This is a genomic window from Streptomyces sp. NPDC033136 (assembly GCF_055578235.1).
This window is the reverse complement of the sequence record NZ_JBVIPD010000020.1, coordinates 80153-92964: the sequence shown is the minus strand read 5'-3', so window position 1 is coordinate 92964 and position 12812 is coordinate 80153. Positions and strand designations below refer to the sequence as shown.

12 protein-coding genes and 2 pseudogenes are annotated in these 12812 nt (G+C 72.4%); 6 read left to right on the top strand and 8 right to left on the bottom strand.

The annotated features are described in order from the left end of the window. Nucleotides 1-146: 146 nt before the first annotated feature. The 3 genes from ACZ5TL_RS29680 to ACZ5TL_RS29670 all read right to left on the bottom strand — a co-directional run bounded on the left by ACZ5TL_RS29680 (nt 147) and on the right by ACZ5TL_RS29670 (nt 2324). The gene (locus ACZ5TL_RS29680) at nt 147-389 is read right to left on the bottom strand and encodes a hypothetical protein (RefSeq protein ID WP_468593626.1); all 243 of its coding nucleotides are present in this window, start codon (nt 387-389) and stop codon (nt 147-149) included. A gap of 219 nt (nt 390-608) precedes the next feature. Beyond that, nucleotides 609-1613 (bottom strand): trypsin-like serine peptidase, encoded by a 1005-nt coding sequence (locus tag ACZ5TL_RS29675; protein WP_468593625.1) that lies wholly within the window; start codon nt 1611-1613, stop codon nt 609-611. A 231-nt stretch (nt 1614-1844) separates the two neighbouring features. Then, entirely contained in the window at nt 1845-2324 is a 480-nt protein-coding gene (locus ACZ5TL_RS29670; protein ID WP_468593624.1) for an SRPBCC family protein, read from the bottom strand. Nucleotides 2325-2542: 218 nt separating this feature from the next. Here ACZ5TL_RS29670 and ACZ5TL_RS29665 point away from each other — a divergent pair, with 218 nt between their 5' ends. Beyond that, on the top strand, nt 2543-2938 hold the full coding sequence (locus ACZ5TL_RS29665; protein ID WP_468593705.1) for a hypothetical protein: 396 nt from the start codon (nt 2543-2545) through the stop codon (nt 2936-2938). A gap of 231 nt (nt 2939-3169) precedes the next feature. On the opposite strand, the gene ACZ5TL_RS29660 is transcribed toward ACZ5TL_RS29665, so the two are convergent. After that, entirely contained in the window at nt 3170-3457 is a 288-nt protein-coding gene (locus ACZ5TL_RS29660) for a zinc-ribbon domain-containing protein (protein WP_468593623.1), read from the bottom strand. Between ACZ5TL_RS29660 and ACZ5TL_RS29655 the strand changes: the two are divergent. After that, nucleotides 3450-4075: pseudogene (locus ACZ5TL_RS29655) on the top strand (DUF5949 family protein); the annotation flags it as partial. The gene ACZ5TL_RS29660 and the pseudogene ACZ5TL_RS29655 overlap by 8 nt on opposite strands. Nucleotides 4076-4157: 82 nt before the next feature. On the opposite strand, the gene pgm reads toward ACZ5TL_RS29655, so the two are convergent. Together pgm and ACZ5TL_RS29645 are read right to left on the bottom strand one after the other, a co-directional pair. Then, nucleotides 4158-5798 carry a phosphoglucomutase (alpha-D-glucose-1,6-bisphosphate-dependent) gene (gene pgm / locus ACZ5TL_RS29650; RefSeq protein ID WP_468593622.1) on the bottom strand — a complete coding sequence of 547 codons (1641 nt, stop codon included), beginning with the start codon at nt 5796-5798 and terminating at the stop codon, nt 4158-4160. 231 nt (nt 5799-6029) lie between these two features. Then, nucleotides 6030-6458: a hypothetical protein gene (locus tag ACZ5TL_RS29645; protein WP_468593621.1), complete on the bottom strand. Its 429-nt coding sequence runs from the start codon at nt 6456-6458 to the stop codon at nt 6030-6032. 139 nt (nt 6459-6597) lie between these two features. Here ACZ5TL_RS29645 and ACZ5TL_RS29640 point away from each other — a divergent pair, with 139 nt between their 5' ends. Together ACZ5TL_RS29640 and ACZ5TL_RS29635 are read left to right on the top strand one after the other, a co-directional pair. Next, entirely contained in the window at nt 6598-6750 is a 153-nt protein-coding gene (locus ACZ5TL_RS29640) for a hypothetical protein (RefSeq protein WP_468593619.1), read from the top strand. 106 nt (nt 6751-6856) lie between these two features. Beyond that, nucleotides 6857-7732 (top strand): SCO4651 family lipoprotein, encoded by an 876-nt coding sequence (locus tag ACZ5TL_RS29635; protein ID WP_468593618.1) that lies wholly within the window; start codon nt 6857-6859, stop codon nt 7730-7732. Nucleotides 7733-7739: 7 nt separating this feature from the next. Here ACZ5TL_RS29635 and ACZ5TL_RS29630 read toward each other — a convergent pair. Continuing rightward, nucleotides 7740-8690 (bottom strand): annotated as a pseudogene (locus ACZ5TL_RS29630) (TIGR01777 family oxidoreductase). A 115-nt stretch (nt 8691-8805) separates the two neighbouring features. On the opposite strand from ACZ5TL_RS29630, the gene ACZ5TL_RS29625 reads away from it, so the two are divergent. Further along, nucleotides 8806-9132 carry an antibiotic biosynthesis monooxygenase family protein gene (locus ACZ5TL_RS29625; protein WP_468593617.1) on the top strand — a complete coding sequence of 109 codons (327 nt, stop codon included), beginning with the start codon at nt 8806-8808 and terminating at the stop codon, nt 9130-9132. Nucleotides 9133-9209: 77 nt separating this feature from the next. Here the strand turns inward: ACZ5TL_RS29625 and ACZ5TL_RS29620 are convergent, their stop codons facing one another. After that, nucleotides 9210-10562, bottom strand: a complete 1353-nt coding sequence (locus tag ACZ5TL_RS29620; RefSeq protein WP_468593616.1) for a diacylglycerol/lipid kinase family protein — start codon at nt 10560-10562, stop codon at nt 9210-9212. Between the two features lie 1009 nt (nt 10563-11571). Between ACZ5TL_RS29620 and ACZ5TL_RS29615 the strand changes: the two genes are divergently transcribed. Further along, nucleotides 11572-12681, top strand: coding sequence for a GNAT family N-acetyltransferase (locus ACZ5TL_RS29615; protein ID WP_468593615.1), 1110 nt, complete (start codon nt 11572-11574; stop codon nt 12679-12681). Nucleotides 12682-12812 lie beyond the last annotated feature (131 nt).

Sequence of the window (12812 nt, the reverse complement as noted above, 5' to 3'; positions counted from 1 at the left end):
CAGCGGACCGGTGGCCTCCGCCCAGCGTCCGGGGCCGAGGACGACTTGGTAGCGGACGGCCCGTGCGGGTCGTCCAGGCGGCGGGAGGTGCCGTACGTCCTGCCGGGTGTACTCGTCTCGTGGGGTGCCGCGATCGGTCCTCGGCGTCAACCGGCGGACGGTGACGGCCTGGTGTCCGTGTCGGGGTCCGGGGCCACCGCGCGGCGGGCCGGGTTGCCGCGCCCCCGCTGCGCCCTGGCCGTCGTCCGGCGCAACTCCATGGTGAGGCGGTCCGGTTTGACCGTGACCACGGCCTGGGGCCGCGGTGCCGGGGAGGTGAGCCGGAAGGACGGCCGGATCCGCAGGATGGTCGCCATACCCGCCTGCTTGGCGAGGATTTCGGAACGCACGAGTTCCAGGAGACGGCCGGTCCGGTTCCGGCCACGGCCGGCCTTGACGCCCCGGCAGCCGGAGTCGGGCTCGTCGTGGAGGAGGGGCGCGTCGGCGTCGGAACCGGCGGGACGGGCAACGGGTTTGTGGCCGTCGTGCGGATGCCGGGAGCCGGGTCCTCCGCCACGGCTCGGCGGAGGACCCGGCTCCCGGTGGAGCGATGGATCAGGGGCGATGGATCAGGAGGACTGGGCGCTCTGGTACAGGTTCTGGGCGTCCGCGCCGAAGTAGGGGCCGTACATGGCGTTCGGCAGGAAGTTGTACTTGAAGCTGTTCACCGAGGACTGCAGGCCGGTCCCGGTGGCCTCGTCGAACTGGGTGAACCAGGGACCTCCGCTGGAGCCGCCGGTCATGTTGCAGGTCAGGCCGTGGTCGCTGGAGAGCAGGAAGTCGCGGAAGGTGGTGCCGCTGCAGTAGATGAACTTCTCGCCGTCGTACGGCGCGGCGGCCGGGAAGCCGAAGGAGTACATGGCCTTGTTGTAGCCGGTGTTGAAGGCCAGGCCCTGGCCGCCGACGACGTCGGTCAGCTTCTTGCCGTCCAGCGGGGCGACGACGGCGGCGCCGATGTCGTAGTTGATGTCCTCACTGGCCGTCCACTGCGGCGTGGAAAGGATCCTCGACGCGGTCCAGGTGCCGTACGGGCGCTGTCCGTCGTGGTAGCCGGGCACGAACACCCAGTTGGTGTGCCAGGCGCCCTGCATCTTCACGCAGTGGCCCGCGGTGATGACGGTGCTCTTGTTGGCGCTGGTGACGGCGTTGCCGGAGCAGGAGGCGGTGCGTCCCTGGTAGGTGAAGAACACCCGTCCCGCGGTCTTGGTCACCGCTCCCCCGCCGGTCCAGGGGCCGCCGCCGTGCGGGAGCGCCAGGGGGCCGAGGTCGGAGGCGGGCGTGCTGGGCGCCACCACCGTCGCCTTGCCCTTGCGGATGTCCGAGGCCCGCACGTCGGAGCGGTCCACGGTAAGGACGTCGAGCGGGGTGGCAGCGCGCATCCGCTGCGGGGTCCAGTAGGCCAGGGCGCGTTCCTGCGCCGAGGGGGTCATCATTCCCGGTTCCGGTGCGGCGCTCGCCGGTGCTGCGGTGACGCCGGTCGCCAGGAGTGCGGCGACGCCAGCGAGTGCGCCCAGGAGGGTGCGGCGTACGGAGGCGCTGCTGCGGGAGCGAAGGCTGCGGGGTCTTCCTATCACGCGGTCTCCTTCTGCTGTGGGGGCCGGGCGGCGGGAGAGCCGTCCACCCGGTCAGGCAGGGGTGTCACTGCGGACAGTCAGAGGGCAGCGTGCCACCAGGAGGCCAATATGGACAGGTGCATGACACGACGATGGCCGAAACTTCACGCACTCTCCCCGCGGCGGGGACATGCGGGCAAAGAAGAACCCGGCCTCCCTCGTGGAGGCCGGGTCCCTGTGGAGCCGTGGGTGTCAGGCGGTGGCGCCGCTGCCGCCGCCCGGCTGGACACGGCCGCGCCAGGCGCCGGATTCGGCGCCGCGCTCCTCGATGTACTGCTTGAAGCGCTGCATGTCGCCCTTGACGCGGCGGTCGATCGTGCCCGCCATGTCCCCGGCCTTGTCCACCATGCCGCTGGGTTCGACGTCCAGCACGAGCTCCACCCTGGTGTGGGTGTCGTCCACGCGCTCGAAGCGGACGGATCCCCGCTGGTTGGTGTCTCCGCTGGTCGTGCGCCAGGTGACGCGCTCGTCGGGGAGCTGGTCGACGATCTCGGTGTCGAACTCGCGGCGTATTCCGCCGATCTTCGTGGTCCAGTGGTTGCGGCGGTCGTCCAGTTGCCTGACCTCCTCGACGCCCTCCATGAAGTTCGGGAACTCCTCGAACTGCGTCCACTGGTTGTAGGCGGTATGGACGGGGACGTCGACTTCCACGGTTTCCTTGATGGTGCTCATGCGTATGCCTCCGTTTTCTCTGATCGACTGCAGGAGGCCCATCGGCCCACACAGGTCCGGGCCCGCGGCGGACGAGTACCCGGGATGCCGCGGTTGCCACATAGGATGTGATCAGTAGCGCCTTGGACGGAATCCTTGACGGAAACCGGCCGCACGCGCCGGGCGGCCATGGATACGCTCCCGCCGTGCGCCTTCCCCGCTCCGCCCCGGGCTGGACCATGGCCGTCTTCGGCGTGCTCGCCGCCGGCCTCGGGACGTTGGGCCTGGTCTCGCCGGCCGCCCAGTTGTCGCTGCTCGGTCTCGCCGCTCCGGACGAGCGCGCCGCCGGGGACTTCACCCCCGCATTCATGACGGCATCGTCCATGGCGGCCCTGAACATGGGCGTCTACTACGTGCTGGCCGCGCTCGCCGACTGGCGGGCCTTCTTCCGGTGGACCGTGCCGTTCCGGCTGCTCACCTGCACGGTCTTCGTCGTCGCCGCACTCAGCGGACGGGCACCGGGCGCCTTCGTCGGCGTCGGGGTGTGGGAAGGCCTGGGGGCGGTCGCGACGGCTGCCGCACTGCGGTTCGACCGCCGCAGGGCCGGCGCACCGGCGACCGCGACCGGCCGATGAACTGATCGCCGTATCCGGTCCGGGGCATGCCCATCGGCCGCGCCGCGGGTCGGGCGGCGGGCGCGGTGGCCGCCGCCCTCCTCCATCGGGCGCTGGAGGCGTCCTGGCCGGTGGACGGCGACAGTTCACGCGTCGTCCGGCGGACGGGCCCGGGACGGGACGCCCTCCGGCGGCACCCGTTCCTGGCTGACGAGATACTGACGATCGGCTGGACCCGGTCGGCCGTCGGGATCAGAAGCGGTGGTGCTGCTGGGGCTGCCCGTACGCCTGGCCGCCCTGCCCGCCCGCCTCCTGTGCCTGCAACTGCTCCGCCTGTTCCTCGGTCACCTTCTGTTCCGCTCCGCAGAAGGTGCACTGCGTCAGGTACTTCGTCGAGACCGGGAACAGCGGCACGAAGAACAGCGTGAACTTCGTGACGCGCTTCCTGAGCGTGTGCGCGGCGGGGTTGCCGCACTGGCCGCAGACCAGCGTCAGTATCGCCAGCTGGTACAGGTATCCCTTGGTGCCAAAGATGATCATGTGTCGGTCCTCCCGGGTCGGATCTTCATCCAGTGTCCTGTATCGCGGGCATGTCCGGAGCGCGTGCCCCTCGTTCGTGTGGAGAGCCCGGCCGCGCGTGGTCCAAGCGGGTGAGCGGGCCGGTTGCCGGCGAACTCGCCGATACGGTGCCGCGGTGACCTCGATCTCACCCGAAACGCAGTCCGCGCACACCGACGACCTGGGCTCCCTCGTCGTCCAGTCCTGGCGGGGTACCACCCCCGACAGGTACGCCCCCTACCTCCTGGTCTGCTCCCTCGGAGACGGTGCGAACGGTCCGGAGGCCACCGCGAAGGCCATCGAAGAGCTGCTGACCGGCGCCGGGCTCCCGCTGGGCGAGGGCCTCGTCCACGCGACCCAGCGGCCGAGCCTGCCGGTCAGCCTGCTCGTCGTGCCCGGGTCGGCCGTCCTCACCATCCAGCACCTCAAGTCCCAGTTCGTCCCCCGAAGACCTGGCTGGAGGCCGTGGCCGAACTCGGGTGCGCCTACCTCATCATCACCACCCGACCGTGGCCGGAGGGCGCCGAACCCGGGGACGTCGAGAGGCTGGCCGCCTTCACCTCCGACGAGGACGTGCTCACGTCGGCGGTGCGCGTCGTGCTGCCCGCACAGCCTGCGCAGCTGACGCCCGTGCGGCCCGGGCCACGCGACGGTGGCCCGGGCCGTGCCGTGCCCGGAGGGCTCAGCCGGACAGAGCCGCGAGCACCACGGACTTGGCCTCCTCCTGGACCCGGCGGAGATGATCGGGGCCGAGGAACGACTCGGCGTAGACCTTGTAGACGTCCTCGGTGCCCGAGGGGCGGGCCGCGAACCATGCGTTGTCCGTCGTCACCTTGATGCCGCCGATGGGCGCGCCGTTCCCGGGGGCTTCGGTGAGCACCGCCGTGACCGCGTCCCCGGCCAGGGTGTCCGCGCTGACCTGGGCCGGGGAGAGCTTGGCGAGGAGGGCCTTCTCCTCGCGGGACGCCGGAGCGTCGATCCGCGCGTACGCCGGCTCGCCGAAGCGGGCGGTCAGGCCGGCGTAGTGCTCGGACGGCGTCCTGCCGGTGACGGCCGTGATCTCCGAGGCGAGCAGCGCCAGCAGGATGCCGTCCTTGTCGGTGGTCCACACGGAGCCGTCCCGGCGGAGGAAGGACGCCCCGGCCGACTCCTCCCCGCCGAAGCCGATGGTGCCGCCGGCCAGCCCCTCCACGAACCACTTGAACCCGACGGGCACCTCGACCAGCTCCCGGCCCAGGTCGGCGGCGACCCGGTCGATCATGGCGGAGGACACCAGGGTCTTGCCGACGCCGGTGGCGGCCGGCCAGCGGTCGCGGTGGGAGTACAGGTAGGAGATGGCGACGGCCAGGTAGTGGTTGGGGTTCATCAGGCCCGCGTCCGGGGTGACGATGCCGTGCCGGTCGGCGTCGGCGTCGTTGCCGGTGGAGATCTGGAAGCGGTCGCGCTGCTCGATGAGCGAGGCCATCGCGTGGGGAGACGAGCAGTCCATGCGGATCTTGCCGTCCCAGTCCAGCGTCATGAACCGCCAAGTGGGGTCGGTGTGCGGGTTGACCACGGTCAGGTCGAGGCCGTGCTGTTCGGCGACGCGGCCCCAGTAGGCGACGGACGCGCCGCCCAGCGGGTCCGCCCCGACGCGCAGCCCGGCGCCGCGGATGGCGTCCAGGTCGAGGACGCCGGGCAGGTCGCCGACGTAGGTGCCGAGGAAGTCGTAGCGGCCGGTGGTGGGAGCGGCGAGGGCCCGGGCGTAGGGGACGCGCCGTACGTCCTTCAGGCCGCCCCGGATGATGTCGTTGGCACGGTCCTGGATCCAGGAGGTCGCGTCGGAGGCGGCGGGGCCGCCGCTGGGCGGGTTGTACTTGAAGCCCCCGTCGGCGGGCGGGTTGTGCGAGGGCGTGACGACGACGCCGTCGGCGAGGCCGGTGGTACGCCCACGGTTGTGCGTGAGGATGGCGTGCGAGACGGCCGGGGTCGGCGTGTAGCCGTCCGCGTCGTCGATCAGCACCGTCACCTCGTTGGCGGCGAACACCTCCAGGGCGGTGACACGCGCCGGCTCCGACAGGGCGTGGGTGTCGGCGCCCAGGAAGAGGGGCCCGTCGGTGCGCTGCTCGGCGCGGTACTCGCAGATGGCCTGGCTGGTCGCGGCGATGTGGTCGTCGTTGAACGCGCTCGCCAGTGACGATCCACGGTGTCCGGACGTCCCGAACGCGACGCGCTGCCCCGGATCGTCGGGGTCCGGGTGGAGCGCGTAGTACGCGGTGACCAGCCGAGCGACGTCGACGAGATCCTCGGGTCCGGCCGGACTGCCCGCTCGCTCGTGCTGCATGGGCCCGCTCCTCCGCATGGGTTGATCCTTCGCTTGCGGTCTCATCCTTCCTCGTCACAGCGGTGCCGCGCGAGGGGGGGGCATCACGGTGTGGGGCGGATGCGCGCCAGGCCACGCACGCGGACACCTCACACACACGAGAGGGCGGCGCTACGGACCACCGGGACGCCCGGTGATACGCCGCGCCGCCTGCTCCCCTCGTGGCCGGCACGCCGCGCGCGCCGGCCGTGGTCAGATCCGGCCGCCGGTGAGCCGGGTGAGCGGGCCGTGCGCGCCGCGTTCCGCGCGGCGGCCCACGGCGTACGACGCGGCGCTCAGGGCGGTCAGACCTGCTCCGACGCCCGCGGCGACGAGCTTGCGCTGGGCGATGACCGTCCAGGCCGTCTTCGCCGTGGTGGCGACGTGACCCGAGGCCGTGACGACCGCCTGGCGGCCCGCCTCGACGCCCTTGGCCGCGGTCTGCGCGGCGGCCTTCGTCGTCTCGGCGGAGCGTTCGGCGCCGGACTTGGCCGCCGACGCCGCGTCACCGGCCTTGTCCGCCGCGCCCTTCGCAGCCTGGGACGCCGGCGCGGTCGCCTTGTCCGCGGTGCGGCGGGCCTTGGACTCCGTCGCCCGTACGGTCGTCGGCTTCTGATTCGTGCGCTTGTTCTCTTCAGTCATGTGACACCGCTTTGCCTCTCACTCCGGCGGCAAACACGTTCGGTCGCGCGCCGACCGGGCGGTGCGTGCCTGAGCACCGCGTCGAAGGGGTAGGCGGGCTACAGACACACACCCAGTCCGACACGAAGGAAGGTGCGTCATGGCCGGAATGCTGAACCGCATCAAGCAGTTCGCCCGGAGCCCGCAGGGGCGGCGGGCCGCGGAGCAGGCCCGTCGGGCCGCGTCCGACCCGCGCAAGCGGGCTCAGGCACAGCGCCTGCTCGGCAAACTCCGCGGCGGCCGCCGCCACTGACCGGAAGGACCGTTCCTCCCGGTATCCAACTCCTCGTACCCACAGGTGTGTTCATGCCCGGCTTGGGCACTTGGGTCGCATCGCACACCTGAGAGGAGCTGGTTCGATGCACAGGGCAGGCAACGGCAGGAAGCTCGGTGCCTTAGGTGTCGCCGGTGTCCTGGCCGGCACGGTGCTGGTCGGCTGCGGCGACGACGGCGACACGAAGGACGGGGCGGGGGCCTCCTCGGCGAAAACGAGCGCCGGGGCCGAGGAGCAAGGTACGCAGGCGGTGCGCTCGGCCTACGACCGGACGGCCGAGGAGGACACCGCCAAGGTCGAGCTGCGGGTGCAGACCTCGGCCCAGGGCCGCTCGGAGAGCGCGAACGGGCAGGGCGCCGTGGACCTGGACGACGGCGACAGCGTCATGACGCTCACGGTACAGGGGCAGCGGATCGAGCAGCGCGTGATCGACCAGGTGCTCTACCAGAGGATGCCGAAGGGTCAGGCGCCGGGCGGCAAGCCCTGGATCAAGATCGACCTGGGGAAGGTAGCCGCCCAGCAGGGTGCCGGCGACCAGAGCATGAGCGACCCGGCACGGTCCGCGGCGTACGCCAAGGCGATCACCGACAAGGACGTGACCAGGAAGGGCACGGCCACGATCGACGGCGTGCGGACCACGCACTACCGCGTCAGCGTCGACGTCGCCGAACTGCCGGGCGGCGACACCCTGCGCAAGCAGGTCGGCCCGGCCCTGCCGATGGACGTGTGGCTCGACGACGAGGGCCGGATGCGGCGGCAGCAGATCGACATGACCGTCAAGGCCCCGCAGTCGGCGGAACGGTCCTCCAGCGACGCCTCGTCCTCGCCCGGGAAGGTCACGGTGCGCACCGTCATGGACTTCTCCGACTTCGGTACCGAGGTCGAGGCGGAGGAGCCGCCGGCCGGGCAGGTCACCGACATGACCGGCAAGGCCCTCGAACAGGGCAAGCGGCAGGGCTGAGGCGAGTTCAGCTCACGCCACGGCCGCGGAGCCGCCGCACGAGGTCGTCCGCGGCCGTCGGCCAGTTGGGCCGGTCGAAGGTGAAACCCGCTTCGAGGAGGCGGCCGGGGACGACGCGGCGGCTCTTCAGCAGCAGTTCGGTGTCCGAGCGCAGGACGAGGGCTCCGATCTCGGCCATCCAGCGCGTCGCGGGCAGGCCCACCGGACACCTCGGGCGGCGCGCAGTTCACGCATGAAGGTGCGCTGCGGCAGGGGCCCGGGAGCGGCGAGGTTGACCGGCCCGGTGATGTCGTCCCGGGCCACGAGGAACTCGACCGCCCGGACGAAGTCCCGGTCGTGGATCCAAGACACGTACTGTGCGCCGCCGGCGACGGGGCCGCCGAGGCCGAACCGGGCCAGCCGCAGCAGGATGTCGAAGACGCCGCCGCGGTCCGGGCTCATCACCATGGCGGCGCGCAGGGCCACCTTCCGGGTGTGCGGGGTGCGGGCCGTCTCCTGCTCCCGCTCCCAGGCCCTGGCGATGTCGACGCTGTAGGCCCAGTAGTTGGTGGCGTCGGGTTCGGTGCCGCCGATCACCCTGGTGGCCTCGTCGTGGGGCGCGTCGAAAGCGGTGGGCGTAGATCGTCGCGGTGCTCATCTGCAGCCACACCCGGGGCGGCCGGGCGGCCGCGGCGATCGCCTCGCCCACGACCTGGGTGGAGTGGACCCGCGAGTCCATCATGTCCTGGAGGTTGGCCGGGGTGTAGCGGCAGCTCACACTGCGCCCCGCCAGGTTGATCACGACGTCGCTGCCGTCGACCTCCCCCGCCCAGGGCCCCAGGGTCGTGCCGTCCCAGTGCACTTCGCCCTGGCCCGTAGGGCGCCTGCTGAGCACCACGACGTCATGCCCCGCGGCACTCAACTCACGCTTCAGGACGGTGCCGACCTGTCCGGTCCCGCCGGGTATCACGATCTTCATGAAGGTCTCCCCCTCGACGTACGGGAGTGATCCTAGCTCACATTTGAACGCGTTCAAAACTTCCAGGGCGTGGGACTCGGCCTGCGCAGATGCGCCATCGGGCAAGATGGGGCCCATGAGCGTAGTCAAGATCAACGTACTGACCGTGCCCGCCGAGCAGCGGGAGACGCTGGAGAAGCGGTTCGCCTCCCGCGCGCACGCCGTGGAGAACTCCGACGGCTTCGAGTGGTTCGAGCTGCTCCGCCCGGTGGAGGGCACCGACACCTACCTCGTCTACACCCGGTGGCGTGACGAGGCGTCCTTCCAGGCCTGGATGGAGGGCCCGATGAAGGCCGCTCACCAGGGCGGCGGCGAGGGCGGCGAGCGCCCCAGGCCCGCGGCGAGCGGCTCGACCCTGTGGTCCTTCGAGGTCGTGCAGCAGGCGGGGCCGAAGGGCGCCTGACCCGCCGCGGTACACACGCGAGGTCCCCCGTGCGCGCACCAGCGCGGGGGACCTCGCACAGGGGGGCGGGGCGGCGCTCAGGTGCGCCGGGAGCGCGCGGGTGCGGCGGTACGGCCGACCGCGGCCGCCAGTTTGCGCAGCCGGCGCCAGTCCAGGCGGGGTGGCGCCTCGGGGACTCCGGGGCGGTTGCGGGGCACCCGGACCCGCAGAGCCCGGCGTGCGATACGGCAGTGGACGGGGGCGGGCAGGGTGAGCGCCTCGCCGTCCAGGCCCACCTCCAGCTGTGGTTCGTCGGCCTCGACGACGACGTGCTGGGCGGTGAGCACCGTGAGCCCCTCGGGGCTGGGCGACAGCAGGAGTTCGGCCGCTTCCACGGCGCTGTCGACGCGGAGGGCGAGCACGCCCAGCCGCCCGGAGTCGAGCCGCTCGCGCCGGCCGAAACCGAACGGGTCGTCCATGCGGTACGCGTTGTTGCTCACCAGGATCGCCTGCGGGTCGGCGATGGTGGTGCCGTCGGCCCTGGCCGTCAGACGCGGGCCGCTCTGCCGGGTGAGGAGTTCGGGCAGCCGCTCCAGCGCCGCACCCACCTTGTCGTCGCGGTAGCCGGGGCTCTGGACCACGGATCCGTACACACCGAACGACGCGTTGTTGACGAACGGGCGGTCGTCGGCGAAGCCGAGGTCGACGCGGAGCTCGACCCCGTCGGTGAGGGCGTCCAGGCAGGTGGCCGGGTCGTCCCGGTCCAGGCCGAGGTCCATGGCGAAGTGGTTGCGGGTGCCGGCCGCGATGACGAGGAACGGCAGGCCGTGCTCCGCCGCGACGGCGGCGACCAGGGCCTGGGTGCCGTCGCCGCCCGCGACGCCCAGCAGGTCGGCTCCGTCGGCGACTGCCTGCTTGGCCAGGACGGTGACGTCCTGGTGCTGCTCCGGGTCGAGCAGGACGACCTGGGCGCCCAGCGCCTCGGCCTTCTCCCGGAGGTGGAACTTCTCGACCTTGCCGCCGCCGGATCGCGGGTTGAGCAGCAGGAAGGGGCGCGACGGCGGCGGTGTGCGGTACTCCTTGACCCGTACGGACCGCAGGCCCGTGCTGCGCAGGGCGTAGCGGCCGCTCCAGACCGCCCCGCACCACAGCAGCAGGGACAGGAAGACCACCCAGAGCAGATTCGCGGTGGCGAAGAGGGTGACGAGGCCGACGGGTGCGGCGACGGCCAGCGCGGCGGCCGCGATGCGGGCCGCTCCCCGCCGGGACAGGACCCACCAGAACGCGGCCGCGGCCAGGGCGAGGCCCGCCAGGGCGGACACGAGCAGCAGCAACCCCCGCAGGCCGCCGGAGAAGAGGGGCAGCAACGCCGCCAGGGCGGCCGCGGCCAGGGCACCCCTGGCCGCCCATCTCTGCCGGCGGTGAAACCGCTCGCTCATCGCCGATCCCATCGCGTTCCTCCGCTCGAAGGCCGGCGCGGGCGCCACCTTCGCGTTCGCGCCCGGCCGTGAACATGGTGCCCGCCGACCCGTCGGCTCGGCCACTGCCACCCCTGCCGGCTCCCCCGCCGACGGGCTCGTCGGACGTGAAGATCCGCGCGAGCGGAGCCATCGGTAGCGTACGCGGCGCCACCGGCGCGGTTCCGCCCACGCAGGCAGGCAGGCACTCGCAGTCAGTTGCACTCGGCGCGAAGGCCCGCCGGTAGGCTCCGTGCCTAGGGGGAGGTGCTGAGCGTGGGCGTGGGCGGTCGGCTGACGTCCTCTCCGGCGAGAGCGCTTTCCGTCGCATTCCTGATGCGCTCGGCCGAGTCGGTCGAATCGTCTCACCGGGGCTTGACTGGGCGGGATGCGCTCGGCCTACTGGAAGGCGCAGCCGGCCGAGTGGGGGGTCTGGTCCGGTGCCGGTCCTGGGGCCGTGTCCGCTCCGTACTCCCCCACCGGGACGCAGGTCAGGGGTCTGATGGTGCGGCGAAGATGGGCGGCGGCGGTGGGGATCGTGGCCTGCCTGCTGGTGCCGCATCCCCTCGTGCCGGGGGCTCGCGGCCGACGGGCGCGCGGCGGTGGCCGTCACGGTGGCGGACGCGGCAGCCACCGGCGCGGCAGTCACCGGCGCGGCAGTCACCGGCGCGGCTGCCGGCGGCGAGACCGAAGAGGCCGGGGAGCCGTGTCCGTTCACGGAGGAACCGTCGGTCCGGCGGCTCCTGGCGCAAACGCCGCGAGCCGCGGGGGCGGCCGGGGCGGGTGCCGTCGCAGCCGGGGCGCCCGGGGCGGACCGGGGTGGCGCGGACGTCCGGGCGGCGACAGCGGTGCGGTGTCCAGGGGTGGCCGGAACGGCCCCGGACGCCGTCGGGCTGCGGACGTTCCGCTGCTGAGAACGGCGGTACCGATCAAGGCCTGCGCCGTGCGGCCCGAGTACCGCCGGGCGCCCGTACGCGGTGATGTGCAGGCCTTCGTGTGTCCCATGCCGACGACACAGGAGGCAGAGTTGCCTGGAAAGCACGTTCTCGTTCTGCGGCCGGACCAACTGAGCCAGAGCGACCAGAAGATGTGGCGGGAGATCCGGACGGAGTCCGGTGCGCCGGCCAATCCCTTTCTCGACCCGGTGTTCACCCTGGCCGTGGGGCAGGTCAGGCCGGGGGCCAGAGTCGCGGTGCTGCAGGACGACGGCTCCCCCGCCGGATTCTTCCCGTACGAGAGTGGGGCCTTGGGACGGGGCCGGGCCATCGGGCTCGGGGTGTCGGACAGTCAGGGGGCCGTGTTACGTCCCGGCATCCGCCTCGACGCCCGCCGGTTGTTACGGGCCTGCGGGCTGTCGTCCTGGGAGTTCGACAATCTCGAAGCCGGTCAGGACGTGTTCGTGCCGCACGCCGTCGAGGAGCTCGCCTCGCCCGTCGTCGACATCGGCGGGGGGTTCGAGCGGTACACGCAGTGGCTGCGGGAGAACTCGCCGAGTTTCCTCAGACAGACCCTGGCCAAGGAGCGCAGGCTGGCCCGGCAGGTCGGCGAGGTGCGGTTCGTGTACGACGTCCGGGACCCGGGCGCGCTGCGGGCGCTGATGGAGTGGAAGTCGGCGCAGTACCGGCGCACCGGCCGGCGGGACCGCTTCGCGCAGGAGTGGATCACCCGGCTCGTGGGACTGCTCGGCGAGAGCGAGGAGCCGGAGTGCCGCGGGGTGCTGTCCGTGCTGTACGCCGCGGACCGGCCCGTGGCCGCGCACTTCGGTCTGCGCTCGCGCACCGTGCTGTCCTGGTGGTTCCCGGCGTACGACCGCGCGTACGCCAAGTACTCCCCCGGTCTGGTGCTGCAGCTGAGAATGCTGGAGGCCGCGGCTGCCGACGGAGTGCTTACGGTCGATCTGGGTAGCGGACCGGCCCGCTACAAGGATTCGCTCAAGACCCGTGACCTGCGGGTCCACGAAGGGGCGGTGGTGCGCCCGGTGCCGGGCGGAGCCGCCCACTGGCTAGGCCGGGAGCCCGCCCGGGCCGCCCGTCGCTTCGTCCGCGGCCGGCCCCGCCTGGCCGGCGCGGCGGCACGGACGCTGGAGGCAATGGGCCGGCTGCGCGGCCACTGAGGCCGGTGGGGGGGGGGGCGGGGGGGGGGGGGGGGGGGAGGGAGAGCTTGGGCGTCCCCACGTTGGGGAAGTCCACAACGACGCAGGCCTCCCACCTCCACACCCCAAAAGGGAAACAGGAGAAGAAGACC